The organism is Sodalis sp. dw_96 (assembly GCF_018449575.1).
Lineage (GTDB): Bacteria > Pseudomonadota > Gammaproteobacteria > Enterobacterales > Enterobacteriaceae > Acerihabitans.
This window is the reverse complement of record NZ_JAAVUT010000008.1, coordinates 157,535-177,287: the sequence shown is the minus strand read 5'-3', so window position 1 is coordinate 177,287 and position 19,753 is coordinate 157,535. Positions and strand designations below refer to the sequence as shown.

The following is a 19,753-nucleotide window of genomic DNA, read 5'->3' as shown; positions in this document are numbered from 1 at the left end:
GGGGGTTAAGGGGTATTTTTTGTGGTATCCCGTTGAATGTGCTGGCGGTCACATTATGGCAACGTCGTGTGGAAGAATGTTCAAAATATGACAATAATCACAATAGATTGGGCGGATGCCATACCCTCTCCGGCTATATGCCCAGCCATAAGGCAGCATATAAAACAGGACAAAAGATATGAACTGCCCGCAACGGTGAACGAGTCGTTTTACCCTTCCCGCCATCGGGCTTATCAATAACCGTTTAGCCCCTGGTCGGCGCCGGGTTTATACGCGTTCGTTTAACCCCTGGTCGGCGCCAGGATTATAGACGTTCGTTTAACCCTTTATCGGCGCCAGGCTCACCACCGGCGGCGGCGTGCCGAACAGAGCGGCTCCCATCACCACCAGATCACCCGGCAAATTCCTGAGCAGCCCGGCATGATGTCTTTGCATTTTGCCGTCGTGTACCACCGGTAATTCAACCGGCAGCCCGCGGGCTTTCGCCAGCATCTCCGGTATAAAGGCGCCGCCGCCCGGCGGAGTGCTTAATATCAGCACGCCGTCCGCTTCGTCCAGTAAATGGCGCACCGACGGCACGGTGACATGCGGGCTGAGGGCCAGGTAGGCGCGGGAGCCGTAGTCTCTGATGGAGCGCAGCAGCGCCAGCGGATTTTCGCAGGTTTCGGGATGAAAGGCTATCCAGCGCGCGCCCATCTCGGCAAAGCGCAGCGCCCAGGACTGCGGATGCCGTATCATCAAATGCACGTCGATGGGTAAATCAACGCTGTGGCGTAATTGGCGGAACAAGGTCTGGTTGAGGCCGAAGACCGGCGCGAAATGCCCGTCCATGACATCAAAATGCAAGGATTCGAGGTGTGGCAGCAGCGGGATCAATTGCGCCATAACACAGCGCTGATCGGCGGCATAGACGCTGGCGGAAATTTTCATGCCGCCGCCGTTTCGCTGACCCAGGCCGCTTTGCGCAACATGGCCGCCGTGATATTCCCGACGGGAAGGGCGATGCCGTCGCACTGTCCGTGGCGGAAAACGGTAATGACATCCGCCACTTCGAGCAGCTCTTCTTCTTCGCTGGAGACCATGATTACGCAGCAGCCGGCATCGGCCAATTGCCGAATGATCCGGTAGATATCCGCTTTGGCGCCGATATCCACCCCCTTGGTGGGTTCATCCAGCAAAATGAGCTTGGCCTGCTGGCCGATCACCCGCGCGAACAGCACTTTCTGCTGGTTGCCGCCGGATAGGGATTGGATGGGCCCGTCCAACGAACCGAGGGTATTCATACTGTGCAAAATGCCCCGCGCGTTCCGGTCCGCACTGCGATGATTAATCATGCCCCCCTGCCGGAAACGGCGCAAAATCGGCAGTACGGCATTGGTCAGGCTCGACATCCTCGGGATAAAACCGTCTTTTTTACGCTCCTCGGTGAGATAGGCGATGCCTTGCCTGATGGCAAAGGCCGGGTTGGTGGGGTGATAGGGGCGGCCGTCCAGAACGATCTGGCCGCCGGTAATGGTCTCCAGTCCGTACAGGGTACGGCAAAAGCGCGTCCGGCCGGCCCCCGCCAGGCCGTAGACCCCTAATATTTCACCGCGCCGGGCGCTCAGACGGATATTTTTCAGGCGCGGCGTGGAGAGTTGATTAATGCTCAGGAACGGCGTCCGTTGGTTATCCCTGTCGCCACGGTGCTGTGCCGACCCCTGGTAGACCGCGGCGTCCCCGACAATGGCATCCACAATCGCCTGTTTGCTGAGGCTCTGTTTGTCGGCATGATAAATCACCCGGCCGCCGCACATGACGGTGGCTTCGTCGCAGACCCCCAGCACTTCGTCCAGCTTGTGGGACACCAGCACCACGCCGATATTTTTTTCCCGGGCGATGTGCCGCACCGCCTGCAGCAATTCCTCTGCCTGGCCGCCCTCCAGGGCGGTGGTGGGCTCATCCAGGAATAAAAAGCGCGCATCGCGATCGAGATTGGCTATCACCTCCAGCATCTGTTTATCGGGATGGGACAAGTTTTTTACCAGGTCGCCGGCGCTGAAATGCAGTCCGTGCCCGGCGATAACCCGTTGGGTATGGCGCAACATCGCCGTCTTATCGAGGAAACCGCGCCGCCGGATTTCCCGGCCGAGAAACAGGTTCTGCCAAACGTACATATCGGGTATCAGCCGCAATTCCTGATAAACGCAGGCGATGCCCTGATTAAGGGCATCCCTCGGCGATGAGAGGCGGATGACGCGATCCCCCAGCAGCAGTTGCCCTTCGTCGTGGCTGTTCACGCCGGCCAGGACTTTCAGCAGGGTGGTTTTACCTGCGCCGTTATGACCGAACAGGCCATGGATTTTTCCGGGTTTGACGCAAAAATCCACCCCGTGCAGGACTCGTACCCCTGAAAACGCGATCTTGATGCCACGGGCAACATAGTTCATTTCCTCTCCCCTCCGGTTTTATACCTCAATATGCCGCGTCGATAACTTTGGGGGCATTGTCTTTATTCACCAGCAGCGGCGGACTGTTCAACAGCGGCGGCAAGGTTTCTCCGGCGAAATGTTTTTTCACGCTGCCCACCAGCAGGGCGGCCAGTTTCACCGGTTCCTGGATCGCGCCGGCTTTCAGGATGCTGTTGTCCTCGATGCGTTTGACGCCTTCTTTATCCACAAAGCTGTAAAGCTGCACATTGCCTTTCTTGCCCAATTGGTCGATGGCCGCCGCGGCGCCCAGCGCCGAAGGCTCGGTATCGGAAAACACGACGGTCATTCCCGGGTTGCCCTGCAGCATTTCCGTGGTGACCTTAAGGGAGGTGGTCTCTTCCACCTTGCCGTTCACCAGAGCCACGACCTTCAGGTTGGGGTTGGACGCAATGGCCTGTTTGAACCCGTCGTCCCGGGCATTGGCGGAAATGGATGTGGGTTCGCCGACGATACCGATAATCGCCTTGCCGTCGGGGCCGAGATCTTTCACCAGTTGTTCCCCGATGTAATGACCGCCTTCCGCCTGGTCGGTCTGCACGCCCTGCACTACGCTTACGCCCTGCTGCTTCATGCCGTCGGTATCGGGCAGCAGATTAATGGTAAAGGCCGGGATTTTGGCACGGTTCAATTCACCGATGACCGCGACGCAGGGGCCGGAGGAGACGCAGTTCACCGCCACGGCGTCGACTTTCTGCTGCACGAAGCTTTGCACCTGGGACAGCTGTTTAGCGTCGTCATTATCGGCAATGGAGATTTTCACGTTAAAACCCTGCGCCGCGCCGTTATCCTCAAAACTTTTTTTCATCGCCACATAATAGGGATTGGTGAGATTAGGCAGCGTGACGCCGAGGGTTTTTTTCGCCGGCGCGCCGGCGGTTTGACTGCTGTCTTCGCGGTTGCATCCCGCCAATGCGGTGCAGAGCATCACTGCCGTGCCGGCGACAACGAATTTATTACGGATTTGCATGGCCTTCTCCTGGCTGTTGGGTACGTTGGTTTTGACTTTTTGTTATGGACTTGCTTATGGGTTTACGGCGTTTGAGCCAGGGAATGGTGATTTTCCTGGCGGTTCTCAGGGTGTCGAAAGTGACGCCAAACAGAATGATCAGGCCGATAACCAGAGGTTGCCAGTAGGCGCTGACATTCATGACGTTCATCAGGTTGGAAATCGCCGCGATCAGCATGGCGCCTATCATGGCGCCGATAATGCTGCCGGTGCCGCCAAACAGGCTGACGCCGCCCACCACCGCGCCGGCGATGGAAAAAAACAGTTCGTCGCCCCGTCCGGCGGTGGGGTAGCCGGTCATCAGCCTGGAGCCGTAAATCAGTCCGCCGCAGGCGGCGCACAGGCCGGAAATGGCATACACCAGCAGGGTTATGCGGGGGATACTGATCCCCGCCAGGCGCGCCGCGTCGGCATTCCCCCCCACCGCGTAGATATGGGTGCCGGTGACGCTGCGACGCAGGAAAACCACCGCGATAATCACCGCAATCAGTAGCGCCAGCACCGGAAAAGGAATGCCCAGGGGTTTGGACTGGCCGATCAGGCTGTAGCCGATTTGGGTGACCCGAATGGACTCCGCGCCGGTAATGATCTGCGGTATGGAGGCCGCTACCCCCATCATGGCGAAGGTGACAATAAACGGCGGCACGCCGGTTCGCTCAATGATTAAACCGTTCACCAACCCGGTGAGGGCGCCCACCGCCAGGACAATCGGCACCGCCAACTGCCAGGGCAGGCCGAAGTTTTCCATCAGAAGCGCCGCCACCACACAGGTCATGGCGACGATGGAGCCGCAAGAGAGATCGATGCCGCCGGTGAGCAGTACAAAAGACTGGCCCAGGCAAAGGAAACCGATCACCGCGCCGTTAAGCAGCAACACCATCAGATTCGATACGGTAAGAAAGTTGGGGGAGGCAATAAACCCCCCCAGCATAACCAACAGGAATACCAAGGCAATGCCCGCTTCCGGCGGAATACGTATCGGCTGTTTTTGCACCCTCGCTTTATCGGGTTGACGCATGGTGACTCTCCTGGAATGAGTGAGCGCTATGGATATAGTTTTCCAGCACCGGACGGCCGTCCGCCCGAGGCTGCGCCACCGGTTGCAGCGGAACGCTCCAACGATCGGCCATCTCGGCATTGCCGCAACCCTTCGCCACCGCCGCCGCCTGAACCGCCGCGCCGGCCGCGGCGGTTTCCGCCACCGGGCTGACCCAGACTTCCTGCCCGCTGAGATCGGCCAGTATCTGCCGGTAGGCCCTTGAACGGGCGGCGCCGCCGGTGAGCAGTAACCGGCCCGACATGTTAAAACCGTAACCGAGCAGCGCTTCGCGGCCCATCAGTAAACCGCATAACACACCCTCCACGGCGGCGCGGGCCAGGTGTTCAGCGGTGGTGGTGTTGCGCAGGCCGTCGATCCGGCCATGGGCATCGGGCAGATTCGGCGTCCGTTCACCGTCCAGATAGGGCAGCAGCACCAGCCCTCCGGCCCCCGGTTCGCAAGACAGCGCCAGATTGTCAAACTCCTCGGTGGTGACATTCAACAGCCGGCGGAAGGTATCGGTGACCTTTGCCGCGTTGAGGGTGGTAATCATCGGCATATAGCGTCCGGCGGCATCGGCGTAGCCGTTCAGGGTACCGGTGGGATCGATTATCCCCTGCGGATTGATGCCGTACAAAGTGCCGCTGGTGCCGATAGAGATAGCCACATCGCCGGGTTGCACATTCATGCCCAGGGCCGCTGACATATTGTCGCCGGTGCCGACCCCCACCAGGGCGCCGGTGAGTTCGGGCAAACCCGCCGCCGGCGTGACTTCGCCCGCCAGCCCATGGGAGGGGATAATCTCCGGCCAGCGCGCCTGCCAATCGATATCGGCATTCACCAGAGCCGCCAATTGAGGCTGCCAGCTGTTGTCGAACGGGTTGAAATAACCGGTGCCCGACGCGCCGCCGCGTTCCGCCACGCAACGTCCGCACAGCCGGTATACCAGGTAATCGAAGGGCAGCATGATCCGTCGGCTGCGGGCCAACAGGCCGGGATGGTGCCGTTCGGTCCAGGCCAGCTTGGCGATGGTCATGGCCGGGCCGGGTACCGAACCGGTGGCGGCGGCCCATTCAAGGGGCGTCAGCTGCCGTGACAGCCAGCGGGCTTGCGGTGCGGACTCGGTATCGTTCCAAAGCTTGGCCGGCCGCAGCGGGCGGTCGTTTTCATCCAGTATCACCAGCCCGTGCCCTTGTCCGCCGACGGACAAGGCGGCGATGCGCGGCCAGTATTCCCTGAGTTCCCCCAGGGCGAGGCACAATGCCTGCCACCAGGCACGGGGATCTTGCTCGCTGCAGGGCGGCGTGGTGGGGGGATGCGGCGCCCGGGCCTGGGCTATCACCTCCCCGTCGGCGAGGCTGCGAAGCAGTACGGTGCAGGACTGGGTGGATGAATCAATGCCGGCGACGATATCCCTGGTCATGCTGCTACCTCTGTCCGCTTTTCTGCAACCGTTTGAGATTGTCCACGGCATGTTGCCCCACCGCGCCGGCGGGGTGAGTGAAGAAGAAGGATTCCCACTCATAGCCGCGCAGACGCCGGGAAATCTCCACCAGCACATCGGTCAGGGCTGAAAACGCCAATGTGCAGCCGGTGGCGATAACGCCGCCCAAATCGCAATCTTTTGCCAAGGGAATCGACAGCACCAGGTCCGCCATTTGGCTCAGCGGCGAGGCGGGGTCGGCGGTGATAACCACCAGGTGATTGGCCAGGGTTCGTCCGCGCTGGCAAAAATCATTCAATTCCAGTGAACTGCCGCCTTTGGAGAACGCCAGGATAATGTCATCCGCCGTCAGCGCGCCCAATCCGCCATGCAAACCGTCGCCGGGCGAAAGGAAGAACGCCGGCGTGCCGCTTACCGAGAGTAAATGCGCGGCCCGCCGCGCCACCGAACCGCTGGTGCCGCTGCCGGTGACCAATACTTTGCCTGTGCAAGCGGCGAGCAAAGTGGTGACCTGATCAAACACCGGCTGGTCAAACAGGCTTTTGATGGCGGCCACCGCCTGGATATCCGACTCGGTCACCTGCGCTGCCACACCGGCGGCGTCGAAAATGTCTTTATTGCTCATATGTGCATCTACTCCGCTCGATTGATTTACTGAATAAATTACTTTATTCAAACATCCGTGCAATTGCCGCCTGTTGTTTATCCGATATTTGTCACAATTTTCATCAATCAGAGTATGTCCACTCAATAAAACAGTGAATCAGGTCTGAGTTTTTTTACCATTGCCTTTTTTAGCATCGCTCAAATGAGCGTGTTAAAAAATAGCATTCCGCCCTGCTTTTTTCATCGGGATAGCCTTAAAAAGTGCGGCTTGCCCGTGAAAGCCGGGCAAGAAGATTTTATTCAGGAGGGGAAAGAAAATTTAGCGAGGGACGTTATCGAGTCATCCATAGGCCGGCGGTGAAAGGCGCCGACGGCGGCAAAAAAAGCGCCGAGCCACACTATTTCAGGACCGAGGGGGCCAGGGCCAGAAGGTAGCGCGCGGTACCGGCATCGGTAATAAGCGTCGTGACCCATTTGCCGATAAGCGTGGCCGCAATGGCGCCGTATTTTTCCTGGCCGCCGGCAATGGCCACCACTTCCGGCACGTTGCGCACCTGCTCGTCCCTCATGGACAGGCTGAGCTGATCCAATGGGGAGGGCACCACCCGGCCACGCTTGTCCACAATGGTGGTGCAGATATCGGCACAGACGCCGGCGGCTAAAACCTGCCGGCGCCAGTCATCCGGAAAAGTGGTGAACATGCATGACTCCGGTGGATTCCAGGAGCCGATGCCGGTTATCAGCACGTCCAGATGATTATAACGCTCGTGTACCGCCGCCACGCTGGGTTCCCGCAGCAGGTTGCGAGCCGTTTCCTGGTTGTCCACCCACATGGGAATATAAATAGGGTGCGCCTTGCCGCCGCTGATATTGGCAATGCGATGTACCAGTTCGATTGAATTGTGGGAAAACTCCATGCCGGGCTGCGCGCCGGTGGCCTGCACCACATCCAGCACCGGCAAATGGGTCAGGGCGTCGGCCACCGCCGACAAGACCCGCCCGGAGGCCACGCCGACGCTCATGCCCGGCCTGAGCAATTCTTCCACCACCGCCGCGCCGAGAATACCCAGCCGTTGGGTAATGGCGCTGGCGGGCAGCTCCGGTCCGGCCAGAACCACCGCCTGATGAAGACCGAATTTTTTTGTCAATTGATGGGAAAGGGCGGTGTCTATCTCTTCCTGTTCGGCGATGACAAATTTTACCAGGCCTCTCTCGATGGCGTCGTCCAGGATGCGCGCCACGCGAAACCGCGAGATAGCCATTTCATCGGCAATCTGGCTTTTGGTCTTACGGTCGAGAAAATAAGCGCGCGCCACGGTGATCGCCTGGATTTTTTGTAAGGGTTGAGTGGTCATCAATAGTTCTCCCGGCGTAAGGGACAGTTTTAACAAGGTCGGCATAATCCCAGCTGTCGGTGGCTTATGCTGCCGTCCGTCGCACCGATTCATTTGCTCATTTGAGCGTTATCTTAGCTCATTGTATCGGCACTGTCAGCTAACTTTACGCGCCCGGGCTCAGCAGCGAATTTGGTTGCCGAGGGTGAATATTCAGCGCATATCCTCACTTCCCGCCGCGAGTTCGACCAGACTTGACCGATAAACCCATGGATAATCTTTACACCCCCTGCTAGATGTCCGGAGAGAACCTAGTGCAATTTTACCGAGCCTACGCCAGGCTCCCCGCCGCCAACTGCGGCGAGGGGATCACAACCAGCGCCTCCCTGGGCGCGCCGGATGTTCAAAAGACCCAGGAACAATTTTTTGCCTATATAAACACGTTGGTAATGCTGGGTCTCAAGGTAATGGTGCTGCCGGCGCAGCCCGAGTATCCCGACGGGCATTTCATCGAGGATACGGCGGTTATCATGCCTGAAATGGCGGTGATCACCCCTATGGGCTCGCCCTCCCGCCGTGGGGAAGCCGACGGCATCGTCGCCGAATTGGACCGGGAGAGACCCCTGCGGCGCATGAGCCGCAGCGGCAACATGGACGGCGGCGATGTCCTGCTGGTGGAAAAGCGATTTTTTATCGGCCTGACCTCCCGCACCGACGAGGCGGCCATCAGTGAATTCGCCCGCTGGGTCGAACCGCTGGGCTATCGGGTGCGGGCCGTGGAAATCGCAGACGGACTGCATCTGAAATCCGTCATCAACTATATCGGCGGCAACCGGTTGTTATTAACCGAGGCCTATGGGAACCATCCCGCCTTTACCGGTTTCACGCCCATCATCATCCCCGGCGAGGAAGCCTATGCCGCCAATACCCTGTGGATCAATAACACCTTGATTACCCCCGCCGGTTATGGACATACCCTGCGGCAACTGCAAAAGCAGGAACTGCCGGTTATCGTGCTGGATACCGGCGAATTTAAGAAAATGGACGGCGGCCTGACCTGCCTGTCGCTGCGTTTCTGATTGAATGAACGACCGGAGGAAAATGCTATGCAAAGAAACATCCTGCTTTGTTTGATTGGCCTGGTGTTGGCCGCCCCGCTGTGGGCCAAGGATATTCACACTATCCGCTGGGGCGTGGACAGCGGTTTTCCGCCGTTTGACGAACTGGCGCCCAATGGAGAGATCGTGGGCTTCGACATTGATATCGCCAATGCGTTGTGCGAACAGCTGGGGGCCGAATGCGTATTCGTCAAACAGCCGTTCGAAAGTATGATTGCCGCGTTAAATGTCAATAAATTCGATGCGATTATCGGCTCGATGAATATTACCGAAGAGCGTAAAAAAGAGGTGGACTTCACCGAAAAATATTACTCCAGCGGTGAGCAGCTCGTCGCCCGTAAAGGCAGTGGATTGCGGCCGGATCCAGCGGTATTGAAGGGTAAAACCATCGGCGTTCAGCTGGGTTCGGTAGATGAGAGTTATGCCCGCAAACATTGGGCTGGTCAAGGCGTTAAGCTTGTGGCTTATCATAATCAGGACAGTGTCTATCTGGATTTGTTTTCCGGGCGTATCGATGCGGCATTACAGAATAATCTCCAGGCCGCCACCGGGTTTCTCAATACTGAAAAAGGAAAAAATTTTGGCTTTGCCGGTCCGGCAATCCAGGACGGCGCACTCTCTTCGGATGTCGGTATCGCGGTGGCGAAAAGTAATCCTGAATTACTGGAGGCGCTTAACCACGCCATCCGGGCTATTCGTGCCAACGGTACCTATGATCGGATTCAGCAGCGCTATTTTTCCTTTGATATCTACGGCAGCTGATGGTTATCCGGCGCCGGCCCGGAGGATATTCAAGGGGAAAGAACATGGCGGAAGAGTACCTGCATTTGATGGGCCGGGGGGCGCTTCTCTCCCTGCGCGTGATGCTGACGTCGCTGGCGGTGGCGTTGGTCCTCGGGTTTATCAACGGGGTCATTAAACTTTTCGGCCCGCGCTGGCTGCGGGCCATATCCTGGTCTTACACGACGATTGTCAGGGGCATTCCCGAGCTGGTAGTGATGCTGCTGATGTTTTTCGGCGGAGAAATGGTGTTGAACATGCTGCTGAACATGCTGGGTATCGGCGCGTTGCGATTCAATTCGTTTATCTCCGGCGTTTTGGCCCTGGGTTTCGTGTTCGGCGCCTACTTTACCGAAACCTTTCGCGGCGCTTTCCAGAACGTCGACAAAGGGCAATTGGAGGCGGCGGCGGCGTTCGGTATGTCCACCGGTCAAATGTGCCGCCGGATCCTGGCGCCGCAAATGCTGGCCTTCGCGATTCCGGGCATCAACAATAACTGGCTCGGCCTGATGAAGGCCTCGGCGCTGGTGTCCCTGCTGGGGCTTGAGGATATGGTCTGGCTGGCGGAGCAAACCGGCCGCGCCACCCATAAGCCGTTTTTATTCTATTTAATCGTTTCGCTGATTTTTCTCTCCATTACCGCCTGTTCCGGCTGGTTTTTTCGTTACCTGAGCCGGCGTTATGCCTTTTACGGAGCGGGCGGATGAATGCCGAGGCGCTGCTGGAATGTGCGCCGGCCTTTTTATGGCGCGATGATTTGGAAACCAGCGGATTGGCGCTGACCGCGCGGCTGTTCCTGCTGGCATTGATTCCGGGGTCGTTGCTGTCGATAGTGCTGGCGGTATTGCAGGCATTCGGCCCGCGCCCGGTGGCGTGGCTGATTAAAATCTACAGCTATTTTTTCCGGGGTACGCCGCTCTACCTGCAATTAATGCTGATTTATTACGGACTGTCGCAGTTCGGTGTGGTCCAGGAGGGGTGGTGCAATGCAAACTGTTTCTGGCTGATGTTCCGTAACGCCACGTTCTGCGCGGTACTGGCGCTGACCCTGAACATGGGGGCTTACGTGACCGAACTGATGGCCGGTATGATGGCCACCTTTCCCCGGCGGGAATGGGTCGCCGCCGAGGCATTCGGCATGTCCCGGTTCACCATCATCCGGCGGCTGGTGGTGCCCGCCACCTTGCGCCGCGGCATTCCGGCGCTGTGTAACGAGCTGGTTTTTTTGCTGCACGCCACGTCCCTGGCCAGCACCGTCACCCTGATGGATATCACCGGCGTCGCCCGTTCGGTGTACTCCTCCACCTTTTCTCCCTTTATCCCGTTTTTGATTGCGGCGGCTCTCTACCTGCTCTGCACTTTCCTGCTGCTCTATCTCTGTGCCCGTGCGGAGCACAAATGGCTGAGGTTTCAATCTCGGGTTTAGGCGCGCTTTATCGCCTGTAATTCCGTAATGGTGACAATTCTATCCACGCGGAATTTTTTGCTGGCCAGCCAGCTGTCCGCCAACCGGCGGTAATGGTCCACATCCCGGCAGCCGATACGCGCCAGAAAGTCAAAACTGCCGCTGACCAGCCAGCAGTCGAGCACCTCTTCGGTGTGCTGCACCTCCCGCACAAAGGCCGCCTGGGAACGGCCGTGATCCGCCAACGCCACTTGCGCCTGGATAATAAAAGCATGTTCCGGCTCCGGAAACTCGATAAGCGCGGTATAACCGCGGATGACGCCGGTTCTCTCCATATTGCGCACCCGTTCCAGACAGGGACGGGCGGTGAGATTGACCCGCTCCGATAGCTTCTGAAATGAGATCCTGCCGTCTTTTTGCAGCACTTCGATAATTTTTCTGTCGATTTTGTCGAGCCTGGTTTTTTTTTCCACCAACAAGACATCCCCTGCGAGTTGACAAGCCTAGCCTGCATCTTAAGAGATTCATGCATCCGACGGAACGGAGGGGAAAATGCGCTGGTAACGATTCATCCGGAGCGTAAAGGGGGAACGGTGCGCGTGCGGTAACAATTTATTTGCGGGGCGAGGGGGGACGGGCGGCGGTTATGGCGGGAGACTTTCCCTGGTCCCGCCATTGGGACGGGCGTCCTTGACTGCGCCGAAGGAGAAGATATGCCGGTAGAATAGCCGGCATCTTTAAGAGATTACCCGGTAAGCCATGACGATATCGCTGTCGTCGCCGATCAATGAACTACTGCCCGGGATAAATTTTTTTGGAAATTAATGGAAAATTAATCGGCAATTAATGGAAAAATCATAGGTAACGGGCGATGAATTTTTCCATATCACGAAAATCCGCCATCCGTTCCCGCAGGGTTTCGTGATCCCAGTGCCACCATTCGCTGCGTTCGATACGTTCAATCAGGGAATCGGAGAACCGGCTGCCGATCTGTTTCGCCGCCACGCCGGCGACAATGGCGTAAGGGGCGACGTCCTTGGTCACCACCGACGCGCTGCCCACGACCGCGCCGTTGCCGATGGTGACTCCCGGCATGATTACCGCGTTATGGCCGATCCAGACATCATGTCCAATGGTGACATGCTGGGCGCGGCGCCAGTCAAAAATGGCTTCGTCGTCCTCACCCAAATCATAGTCCGAGCCGCGGTAGGTAAAGTGATGCTGGGCGATACGCTGGTAGGTTGGATGGTTGCCGGGATTGATCCGGACATAGGTGGCGATGGAGACGAATTTGCCGATGGTGGCGTAGGAGATCTGGTTATGGCCGGCGGTATAGGAATAATCCCCCAGCTCCACTTCTTCCAGTACGGCGTCGTCGGACAGATGGACGTACTGTCCCAATCGGGCCTGGTTTAACGTCACGTTATTGCCTATCTTGGGTTGCGCTTTAATATTCATAATGATTCCTGTGGCGGATTAATCAGGGCCAGAAAGGCCGTCACGGTATCGGCGATGGGGCCGTTGTTATCAAGCCAGGCGCAATGGTCCGGCAGGGATTGCTGGTATTCCGCCGCCCGGGCCAGCCGGTCGGTAATTTCCCTGGAGGTTTCCCGTCCTCGCTGTCGCAGCCGCAGCCGCAGGTTGGCCGGCGAGACCCGCAGGCACACCGGCAGCAAACGATCGCCGTAGCGTTGCTGTGCCTGGGCCAGATGGGCGCGGGAACCATTGACGACCACATGGCTGTCCCGCAGCAGCCATAAATCGATTTCGATGCCCAGGCCGTAATGATAGTGGTGCGCCTGCCAGTGCAGCGCAAACAGCCCCGCGGCGCGGCGCTGCATAAATTCGCTTTCACTCAGGGCGATATGGTTCTCGCTGCCGTCGCCGGACGGGCGGGTAATGTAACGATGAGAGACCAGCAGGGACGGGAGCGATTGGCAACGCATCGCCGCCAGCAGGCTGTCTTTACCGGACCCCGAGGGGCCCATAAGATAAATAAGGCGGCTCATCAGTATACCTGCCGTCCCTGGCGCCAGACATTTTTGACATACATATGTTCGCCGTGGCGATTCACCAGTAGCAGATCCGCGCGCCTGCCCTCGTCAATCAGCCCGCGATCGCTGAGTCCCAGGGCGCGCGCCGGGTTTAGGCTCACCATTTTCACCGCCTGCGGCAGGGTGTAGGCATTGCCGGCGTCGTTCGCAATGCGGAACACCGCATCCATCAGGCTGGCGGGATAATAATCGGACGAGAGAATATCCAGCATCCCGAGCGCCGCCAGATGTTGGGCCGCCACATTGCCGGAATGCGACCCGCCGCGCACAATATTCGGCGCGCCCATTAGTACCTGCAAGCCGTGCCGGCGCGAGGCCAGGGCGGCGGTTTCGGTGGTGGGAAATTCCGCAATGGCGCTGCCCAGGGCGGCGGATTCCACCACGTGCTCCTCTGTGGCGTCGTCATGGCTGGCCAGGGAAATATTGCGCCGGCGGCAGTGCTCGGCGATGGCCGCACGGTTCGGCGCCGACCAGCGCCGCGCCAGGCCGGTTTGCTCCTCCTCGAAGGCGGCCAACTGGTCCAAATTGAGATGATATTTGCCCTGGTAATATTCGCGGTACTTTTCAAGGGAAGCGAACTGGCGCTGACCCGGCGAATGATCCATCAGCGATACCAGGGAAACGCCCGGTTTATCCACCAGTTGCTCAAACAGCGGCAGGGTGCTGCTATGGGGCAGCTCGCAGCGCAGGTGCAGCCGATGCTCGGCGCGATTGCGCCCCGCCTGCTGGCTGTTGATCACCGCGTCGATCATCTTTTGCAGGTTATCCAGCCGGTGGCCGCCGTCGCGGACATCGCCCACCGCCACCGCGTCCAGCACGGTGGTAATGCCGTTGGCAATCATCAGCGCGTCATGGCTGCTCATGGCTGAATGGGACGGCCAGTCCACCTTCGGCCGTGGGTTAAAATATTTGTCCAGGTTGTCGGTATGCAGCTCGATAAGACCGGGCAATAGCCAGCCCCCTTCACCGTCCACGGCCTGCGGCAACCGGCTGGCGCTTTCTCCGATCCGGCGGATGATGCCGTCTTCCGTCTCGATGGCGCCGTCCACCACCTCGTTTTCCAAAACCAGCTTAACGTTGTTGATAATCATCTTACAATCTCCAACCCATGGGGCGGCTGCATGTCGTACAAGCGGTCGGCCACTCGCCCGCGCACTCCGTCGTCGTGAAAGATGCCGACGATGGCGGCGCCGCGCTGTTTGGCCTGCTCAATCAATCCCACCACCGCCGCGCTGTTGCGGCTGTCCAGGGAGGCGGTGGGTTCGTCCAGCAACAGCACGGGATAGTCCACGATAAAACCGCGGGCGATATTGACCCGCTGCTGTTCACCGCCGGAAAAGGTTGACGGCGCCAGGGCCCATAGTCTGCGCGGCACGTTGAGCAGCGCCAGCAGCGCTTCGGCCCGTTCCCGGCAAACCTTTGGGTCGATACCCAGTTCCAACAGGGGCTGCATCACGACCTGCAGGGCGCTGATGCGCGGGATGACCCGCAAAAACTGGCTTACCCAGCCGAGGGTATGGCGGCGTACCGCCATAATCTGCCGGGCATCGGCGGGGACCATGTCCAGCCATTGATCCTGATGCCGTAGCCAGATATGGCCTCGGTCGGGAAGATAGTTCGCGTACAGGGAACGCAGCAGGGTGGATTTTCCGCTGCCGGAATGGCCGTTCAGCACCAGGCACTCCCCGGCGTTAACCTGCAGGTTGGCGTCCTCCAATACCGGCAGGCGCACGCCGTCCTGGTTATGCAGCACAAAAGTCTTGCTCAGGTTTTCCACCTGTAATCGCGTGTTGTATTGCGTGTTGTCGGGAAGATTTTTCATAGGTTCTCTCAATATGGCTTCTCTCGATATGGCTTCTCGCGTTCAAGACAAAATCGACGACACCAGCAGTTGGGTATAGGGATGATGGGGATCGTCCAGCACCCGATCGGTCAGACCGCTCTCCACCACTTCCCCGTGTTTCATCACCAACAGCCGGTGTGCCAGTAGGCGCGCCACGCCGAGATCGTGGGTCACGATCACCGCCGCCAGCTGCATCTCCACCACCAGGCCGCGCAGCAGATCCAGCAGCCGCGCCTGCACCGACACATCTAGGCCGCCGGTGGGCTCGTCCATAAACACCAGCTTCGGATGGGTCACCAGGTTGCGGGCGATTTGCAGCCGTTGCTGCATCCCGCCGGAAAAGGTGGTGGGGACGTCGTCCAGGCGCGCCAGGGGGATTTCCACGTCGGTGAGCCACTGTCCGGCCTGTGCGCGGATATTGCCGTAATGGCGCTCGCCCACCGCCATCAGCCGTTCGCCGATATTGCCGCCGGCGGAAACCCGCGCCCGCAGCCCGTCAAGGGGGTTTTGATGCACCACGCCCCATTCGGTGCGCAGCAGGCGGCGGCGATCGCTCTCCGCCATTTGATACAGATCGTGCTGCTCGCCGTCCCCGGGACGGTAAATAATCCGTCCCCGCTGAGGCGTCAGACGGGCGGAGATGGCTTTCAGCAGGGTGGTTTTGCCGGAGCCGGATTCGCCGACGATACCCAGCACCTCACCGGGATAAATCTCGAACGAGACATTGCCGAAGCCCTTGCCGGGGCTATAGAAGTAGGTCAGGTCTTCCACCGACAGCAGCGGTGTGGAGGAAAGCGTTGCAACAGTCATCAGCGGGACGCCTCATGTGGGGGTTGGGACAGCGCCAGTTGCTGCCGGCAATAATCGGTATCCGAGCAAATAAACATCCGGTTGCCCAGATCGTCCAGCACCACCTCGTCCAGATAGCTGTGGCGTGAGCCGCAGATGGCGCAGGGTTCATCCCATTTCTGGACGGTGAACGGATGGTCGTCGAAATCCAGGCTTTCCACCCGGGTAAACGGCGGCAGGGCGTAGATGCGTTTTTCACGTCCGGCGCCGAACAGCTGCAGCGCAGGCATCATGTTCATCTTCGGATTGTCAAACTTCGGGATCGGCGACGGGTCCATGACATAACGGCCATTGACCTTTACCGGATAGGCGTAGGTCGTGGCGATATGGCCGTAGCGGGCGATATCCTCGTACAGCTTCACCTGCATTACGCCGTACTCTTCCAGGGCGTGCATCTTGCGGGTCTCTGTTTCCCTGGGCTCGATAAAACGCAGGGGCTCGGGATTCGGCACCTGGTAAACCAGGATTTGATCTTCCGCCAGCGGCGTTTCCGGAATGCGGTGGCGGGTCTGGATAATCGTTGCTTCCACGGTGCGTTCGGTGGTGGCCGCGCCGGCCACCCGCTGGAAGAAGCGGCGGATGGAGACGGCGTTGGTGGTGTCATCCGCTCCCTGATCGATGACCTTCAGCACATCGGCCGTGCCGATGATGCTGGAGGTCACCTGGATACCGCCGGTGCCCCAGCCGTAAGGCATCGGCATTTCGCGGCCGCCGAACGGCACCTGATAACCGGGGATCGCCACGCCCTTTAAAATAGCCCGGCGGATCATGCGCTTGGTTTGTTCATCCAGATAACCCGGGTTGTAGCCGGTCAATATATCACTCATGGTTTTCCCCTCCGGCGGCGAATTCCCGGCGCAGGCGTTTAAGCAGCTCCAGCTCCGCCTGAAAATCCACGTAATGGGGCAGTTTCAGGTGGGAGACGAAACCCGATGCTTCGACATTGTCGGCATGGGCCAACACAAACTCTTCATCCTGGGCCGGGCTGGCGACCGGTTCGTCGTAGTCCCCGGCCTGCAGGGCGCGATCCACCAGCGACATTGCCATGGCCTTGCGTTCGGCGCGGCCGAATACCAGGCCGTAACCGCGGGTGAAGTGGGGCGGTTCATCGCCGGGATCGACAAATCCATTCACCATTTCGCATTCGGTCAATAGGATCTCCCCGAGGTCAACGGCAAAACCCAGCTCTTCCGGCACCCACTGCACCTGGAGGTAACCGCTGCGGATCTCGCCGGCAAACGGATGGCTGCGACCGTAACCGCGCTGGGACGAGTAGCCCAGGGCCAGCAGGAACCCCTCGTCGCCGCGCACCAGCCGTTGCAGCCGCGCCGAACGGGAGCCGGGATACACCGGCGGATGGCGGGTGATATCATCCGGTTCGCTGCCGTCGTCCTGCTCCGCCCGCGCCAGCCCTTCCCGGTTCAGCAAATCAAACACATGGGCGCAGCTCTCCGGCAGCGGATCGTCCGCCTGGGGCGCCGTCGGGGCTTCCCCCTCCGCCAGCAGGGCAAAATCCAGCAGGCGGTGGGTGTAATCGTAAGTGGGGCCCAGTACCTGACCGCCGGGCAAATCCTTGTACACCGCCGAAATCCGGCGCTCCAGGCGCATGGTTTCGGTGCTTAGCGGTTCGCTGACCCCCAGGCGCGGCAGGGTGGTGCGGTAGGCGCGCAGCAGAAAAATCGCCTCCACCAGATCGCCGCCGGCCTGTTTTATCGCCAGGGACGCCAGCTGACGGTCGTAGATGCCCCCTTCGGTCATGACCCTATCCACCGCCAGGCCAAGCTGCTGGTCGATCTGTTCGCAATCAATGGCCGGCAGGGCGGTATCCCCGCGACGCAGATGCTCTTGTAGTTGATGGGCGGCATCAATGGCCTTCTCGCCCCCTTTCACTGCGACATACATCAGCACACCTCCACATGGGCAGTTCGCGGGATTGCCAGCAACTGGTCGTCACACAGCAGGATAAAATCAAGACCTGCCGGGAAACGCCGGGACGGGGTCAATAAATAGTCCTTCACCGCCACGGGCAGCGCCGGGGCGATATCGCGCCGATCCTTGATGCCCGGCCCCCTAAGGCGCAGCGGGATTCCCGCATCCAGGGAGTCTACCTGCACCAGCACCGTGGCCCCCGATTCGGGCGAGGTTTCATCGCCACAGGGCAAGGCCTGCAAATCCGCGCCGGTGAGCTGCCCGTCGAACAGCGCGAACCCGGCGCTCGTCAATGCCTGCACCAGCGGCGCGCCGGTATGAAAACGCAGCGTGGCCCGCACGCTGTCGCTGCATAACGACGGCGTGATATATAAGGGTGTTTCACCATCCGCCAGGGTCAGCAATACGCCGGCGGCGGCGGGGACGACGTCGTCCCAACGGGGACAGTCCTCAAGGGTGATACGGTGGCCCGGTTCGCTTAATGCTTTCAGAAGCAGCCGGAACGACCGCTGCGCCTGGGAAACGGGATGGGTAAAGCCGGCCAGAAGTGTCATCAGTTGTCCCCTCGTACCAGGGTAAAGAAATCCACCCGGCTGGCGGCAACGGCGCGGGCGCGCAGCTGCTGCTGTTCCAGGCGGCGGGCGGCCAGCGGCTCAATCAGCTGTCGCTGCAAACGCTCCTGGAACTCGGTTTGCTGCATCAGGGCATCAATCAGCGCGCACAGTTCGGCGTGGGCCTTGTCGCGCCCGGCGATATAGCCGTAGCCATAGGCGCCGTTATCCAGTTGAACAACCGCCCGGGTGACCGTCATGTCCCCCAGGACGAAGCGGCGGCCGGTGGCGCCCATGCGGGCCTGTAGCTGAGTGAGCCCGATTTCCGGCGCCCGTACGGCGCGATAGGCGGGATGCAGTTCCAGCCCCTGCCAATGGTCCCGCAGCAGGGTGGCGGGACTGGACGCTAAAACCGACATCCAGCGTTGTCTGGCCTCTAAGGTATGCATTCAGTGCTCCATGGTCAGTTCAATCATATCGGCGCGCGTCAGGGTGACGGAGTATTCCGCCACCTTGTCGCTGCCGGCGCAGGTGTTGAGGGTGCGAACGCACAACAACGGAGTTTGGTTGGCCGCTTCCAGCAATTGGCTCTCTTTGGACTGGGCTCGGCGGGCGCTGATGCGCGTCTGGCGGCGTACCAATGGCTGGTTTAATTCCCGCCGGATAAAATCGTGCAGCGAGCCGCTGCGAAACTGCCGCAGCGCCGGCCACCAGAGCAGATCCGGCAAATAGTGATCGATGACGCTCAGCGGAACGTTATTGACCCGCCGCAGGGTGCGCAGGTGAATGACGTTTTCCCCCTCTTCGCAGCACAGCGCGGCGGCGATGGGGCCGCTGGCGGGACGCAGCACCGCCAGCAGCAGTTCGCTGGTGGGGTGGCTGCCTTGGTCCAGCAGGTTCTGGCTGAAGTGGGCGCGGGCATGCAGGGGATAATCGTAAGGCCGCATCAGCACCAGGGTACCGATGCCCTGGCGGCGCTGCAGCCAGCCGCGATCCACCAGTTGATCCACCGCCCGGCGCAGGGTATGGCGATTGACCTCATACCGCTGCGCCAGCTGCTGTTCGGACGGCAAATAATCGCCGCAGCGGTAGTGGGAACGCAGCTCCTGCTCAAGCAGCGCGGCAATTTGCTCGTAGCGGGTGGAATAACTGGTCGGATGTCTAGACAAGTGCAGCATAATTAACATCTCCGCTGACCGGATCATTCAGGTTAATCAACATTAGCAAGCCAGATGTGCTCGGATTAAAAACCGACATAATGCTCATCTCGTTGTTAAATTCTCGCCTTGAAACTGGCGTTATCATGCAGACGTTAAATGACAGC

Annotated in this window: 22 protein-coding genes; 4 read left to right on the top strand and 18 right to left on the bottom strand. The window is 59.6% G+C overall.

The genetic code is table 11. The annotated features are described in order from the left end of the window. Positions 1-318: 318 nt before the first annotated feature. The 7 genes from HB631_RS14180 to HB631_RS14150 all read right to left on the bottom strand — a co-directional run bounded on the left by HB631_RS14180 (position 319) and on the right by HB631_RS14150 (position 7,921). Positions 319-930, bottom strand: coding sequence for a hypothetical protein (locus HB631_RS14180; protein WP_213991813.1), 612 nt, complete (start codon positions 928-930; stop codon positions 319-321). Continuing rightward, on the bottom strand, positions 927-2,429 hold the full coding sequence (locus HB631_RS14175; protein WP_213991812.1) for a sugar ABC transporter ATP-binding protein: 1,503 nt from the start codon (positions 2,427-2,429) through the stop codon (positions 927-929). Before HB631_RS14175 ends, HB631_RS14180 begins: the two co-directional genes overlap by 4 nt. Before the next feature lie 25 nt (positions 2,430-2,454). Continuing rightward, complete coding sequence (locus tag HB631_RS14170; protein ID WP_213991811.1) at positions 2,455-3,438, bottom strand: substrate-binding domain-containing protein; 984 nt, start codon at positions 3,436-3,438, stop codon at positions 2,455-2,457. Then, a complete protein-coding gene (locus HB631_RS14165) occupies positions 3,425-4,495 on the bottom strand; it encodes an ABC transporter permease (protein WP_255557002.1) in 1,071 nt (356 codons plus the stop codon). The genes HB631_RS14170 and HB631_RS14165 overlap by 14 nt, the downstream gene beginning before the upstream one ends. Continuing rightward, positions 4,479-5,939 (bottom strand): xylulokinase, encoded by a 1,461-nt coding sequence (gene xylB, locus HB631_RS14160; protein ID WP_213991810.1) that lies wholly within the window; start codon positions 5,937-5,939, stop codon positions 4,479-4,481. Before xylB ends, HB631_RS14165 begins: the two co-directional genes overlap by 17 nt. 4 nt (positions 5,940-5,943) lie before the next feature. Next, positions 5,944-6,585, bottom strand: a complete 642-nt coding sequence (locus HB631_RS14155) for an SIS domain-containing protein (RefSeq protein WP_213991809.1) — start codon at positions 6,583-6,585, stop codon at positions 5,944-5,946. 379 nt (positions 6,586-6,964) lie between these two features. Next, positions 6,965-7,921: a sugar-binding domain-containing protein gene (locus HB631_RS14150; RefSeq protein ID WP_213991808.1), complete on the bottom strand. Its 957-nt coding sequence runs from the start codon at positions 7,919-7,921 to the stop codon at positions 6,965-6,967. A gap of 293 nt (positions 7,922-8,214) precedes the next feature. Between HB631_RS14150 and HB631_RS14145 the strand changes: the two genes are divergently transcribed. From HB631_RS14145 to HB631_RS14130, 4 genes are read left to right on the top strand one after another with little or no spacing between them, the layout of a single operon-like run. Further along, positions 8,215-8,979, top strand: coding sequence for an arginine deiminase-related protein (locus HB631_RS14145; protein ID WP_213991807.1), 765 nt, complete (start codon positions 8,215-8,217; stop codon positions 8,977-8,979). A 27-nt stretch (positions 8,980-9,006) separates the two neighbouring features. After that, positions 9,007-9,780 carry an ABC transporter substrate-binding protein gene (locus HB631_RS14140; RefSeq protein WP_213991806.1) on the top strand — a complete coding sequence of 258 codons (774 nt, stop codon included), beginning with the start codon at positions 9,007-9,009 and terminating at the stop codon, positions 9,778-9,780. Positions 9,781-9,824: 44 nt separating this feature from the next. After that, on the top strand, positions 9,825-10,505 hold the full coding sequence (locus HB631_RS14135) for an ABC transporter permease subunit (RefSeq protein ID WP_213991805.1): 681 nt from the start codon (positions 9,825-9,827) through the stop codon (positions 10,503-10,505). Further along, positions 10,502-11,224 carry an ABC transporter permease subunit gene (locus HB631_RS14130; RefSeq protein ID WP_213991804.1) on the top strand — a complete coding sequence of 241 codons (723 nt, stop codon included), beginning with the start codon at positions 10,502-10,504 and terminating at the stop codon, positions 11,222-11,224. The genes HB631_RS14135 and HB631_RS14130 overlap by 4 nt, the downstream gene beginning before the upstream one ends. Here the strand turns inward: HB631_RS14130 and HB631_RS14125 are convergent. The 11 genes from HB631_RS14125 to phnF form a co-directional block, all read right to left on the bottom strand. Next, positions 11,221-11,676 (bottom strand): winged helix-turn-helix transcriptional regulator, encoded by a 456-nt coding sequence (locus tag HB631_RS14125; RefSeq protein WP_213991803.1) that lies wholly within the window; start codon positions 11,674-11,676, stop codon positions 11,221-11,223. The two genes, HB631_RS14130 and HB631_RS14125, sit on opposite strands and share 4 nt — an antisense overlap. A 382-nt stretch (positions 11,677-12,058) precedes the next feature. Then, positions 12,059-12,661 (bottom strand): DapH/DapD/GlmU-related protein, encoded by a 603-nt coding sequence (locus tag HB631_RS14120; RefSeq protein WP_213991802.1) that lies wholly within the window; start codon positions 12,659-12,661, stop codon positions 12,059-12,061. After that, positions 12,658-13,212 carry a ribose 1,5-bisphosphokinase gene (gene phnN / locus HB631_RS14115; RefSeq protein ID WP_213991801.1) on the bottom strand — a complete coding sequence of 185 codons (555 nt, stop codon included), beginning with the start codon at positions 13,210-13,212 and terminating at the stop codon, positions 12,658-12,660. Before phnN ends, HB631_RS14120 begins: the two co-directional genes overlap by 4 nt. Next, on the bottom strand, positions 13,212-14,348 hold the full coding sequence (gene phnM / locus HB631_RS14110) for an alpha-D-ribose 1-methylphosphonate 5-triphosphate diphosphatase (protein WP_213991800.1): 1,137 nt from the start codon (positions 14,346-14,348) through the stop codon (positions 13,212-13,214). Before phnM ends, phnN begins: the two co-directional genes overlap by 1 nt. Continuing rightward, positions 14,345-15,079: a phosphonate C-P lyase system protein PhnL gene (phnL, locus tag HB631_RS14105; RefSeq protein ID WP_213991799.1), complete on the bottom strand. Its 735-nt coding sequence runs from the start codon at positions 15,077-15,079 to the stop codon at positions 14,345-14,347. Before phnL ends, phnM begins: the two co-directional genes overlap by 4 nt. Before the next feature lie 42 nt (positions 15,080-15,121). Beyond that, positions 15,122-15,910: a phosphonate C-P lyase system protein PhnK gene (gene phnK, locus HB631_RS14100; RefSeq protein ID WP_213991798.1), complete on the bottom strand. Its 789-nt coding sequence runs from the start codon at positions 15,908-15,910 to the stop codon at positions 15,122-15,124. Then, positions 15,910-16,776 carry an alpha-D-ribose 1-methylphosphonate 5-phosphate C-P-lyase PhnJ gene (locus tag HB631_RS14095; RefSeq protein WP_213991797.1) on the bottom strand — a complete coding sequence of 289 codons (867 nt, stop codon included), beginning with the start codon at positions 16,774-16,776 and terminating at the stop codon, positions 15,910-15,912. Before HB631_RS14095 ends, phnK begins: the two co-directional genes overlap by 1 nt. Further along, a complete protein-coding gene (locus HB631_RS14090) occupies positions 16,769-17,851 on the bottom strand; it encodes a carbon-phosphorus lyase complex subunit PhnI (RefSeq protein WP_213991796.1) in 1,083 nt (360 codons plus the stop codon). Before HB631_RS14090 ends, HB631_RS14095 begins: the two co-directional genes overlap by 8 nt. After that, the gene (gene phnH / locus HB631_RS14085) at positions 17,851-18,432 is read right to left on the bottom strand and encodes a phosphonate C-P lyase system protein PhnH (protein ID WP_213991795.1); all 582 of its coding nucleotides are present in this window, start codon (positions 18,430-18,432) and stop codon (positions 17,851-17,853) included. The genes HB631_RS14090 and phnH overlap by 1 nt, the downstream gene beginning before the upstream one ends. Beyond that, positions 18,432-18,878 (bottom strand): phosphonate C-P lyase system protein PhnG, encoded by a 447-nt coding sequence (gene phnG / locus HB631_RS14080; RefSeq protein ID WP_213991794.1) that lies wholly within the window; start codon positions 18,876-18,878, stop codon positions 18,432-18,434. The genes phnH and phnG overlap by 1 nt, the downstream gene beginning before the upstream one ends. Beyond that, positions 18,879-19,604: a phosphonate metabolism transcriptional regulator PhnF gene (gene phnF / locus HB631_RS14075; RefSeq protein WP_213991887.1), complete on the bottom strand. Its 726-nt coding sequence runs from the start codon at positions 19,602-19,604 to the stop codon at positions 18,879-18,881. Positions 19,605-19,753 lie beyond the last annotated feature (149 nt).

Bases quoted from the DNA above. Each gene is read 5' to 3' on its own strand.
- HB631_RS14180 (WP_213991813.1), bottom strand. From the start codon at position 930: ATGAAAATTTCCGCCAGCGTCTATGCCGCCGATCAGCGCTGTGTTATG.
- HB631_RS14175 (WP_213991812.1), bottom strand. From the start codon at position 2,429: ATGAACTATGTTGCCCGTGGCATCAAGATCGCGTTTTCAGGGGTACGA.
- HB631_RS14170 (WP_213991811.1), bottom strand. From the start codon at position 3,438: ATGCAAATCCGTAATAAATTCGTTGTCGCCGGCACGGCAGTGATGCTC.
- HB631_RS14165 (WP_255557002.1), bottom strand. From the start codon at position 4,495: ATGCGTCAACCCGATAAAGCGAGGGTGCAAAAACAGCCGATACGTATT.
- xylB (WP_213991810.1), bottom strand. From the start codon at position 5,939: ATGACCAGGGATATCGTCGCCGGCATTGATTCATCCACCCAGTCCTGC.
- HB631_RS14155 (WP_213991809.1), bottom strand. From the start codon at position 6,585: ATGAGCAATAAAGACATTTTCGACGCCGCCGGTGTGGCAGCGCAGGTG.
- HB631_RS14150 (WP_213991808.1), bottom strand. From the start codon at position 7,921: ATGACCACTCAACCCTTACAAAAAATCCAGGCGATCACCGTGGCGCGC.
- HB631_RS14140 (WP_213991806.1), top strand. From the start codon at position 9,007: ATGCAAAGAAACATCCTGCTTTGTTTGATTGGCCTGGTGTTGGCCGCC.
- HB631_RS14135 (WP_213991805.1), top strand. From the start codon at position 9,825: ATGGCGGAAGAGTACCTGCATTTGATGGGCCGGGGGGCGCTTCTCTCC.
- HB631_RS14130 (WP_213991804.1), top strand. From the start codon at position 10,502: ATGAATGCCGAGGCGCTGCTGGAATGTGCGCCGGCCTTTTTATGGCGC.
- HB631_RS14120 (WP_213991802.1), bottom strand. From the start codon at position 12,661: ATGAATATTAAAGCGCAACCCAAGATAGGCAATAACGTGACGTTAAAC.
- phnN (WP_213991801.1), bottom strand. From the start codon at position 13,212: ATGAGCCGCCTTATTTATCTTATGGGCCCCTCGGGGTCCGGTAAAGAC.
- phnM (WP_213991800.1), bottom strand. From the start codon at position 14,348: ATGATTATCAACAACGTTAAGCTGGTTTTGGAAAACGAGGTGGTGGAC.
- phnL (WP_213991799.1), bottom strand. From the start codon at position 15,079: ATGAAAAATCTTCCCGACAACACGCAATACAACACGCGATTACAGGTG.
- phnK (WP_213991798.1), bottom strand. From the start codon at position 15,910: ATGACTGTTGCAACGCTTTCCTCCACACCGCTGCTGTCGGTGGAAGAC.
- HB631_RS14095 (WP_213991797.1), bottom strand. From the start codon at position 16,776: ATGAGTGATATATTGACCGGCTACAACCCGGGTTATCTGGATGAACAA.
- HB631_RS14090 (WP_213991796.1), bottom strand. From the start codon at position 17,851: ATGTATGTCGCAGTGAAAGGGGGCGAGAAGGCCATTGATGCCGCCCAT.
- phnH (WP_213991795.1), bottom strand. From the start codon at position 18,432: ATGACACTTCTGGCCGGCTTTACCCATCCCGTTTCCCAGGCGCAGCGG.
- phnG (WP_213991794.1), bottom strand. From the start codon at position 18,878: ATGCATACCTTAGAGGCCAGACAACGCTGGATGTCGGTTTTAGCGTCC.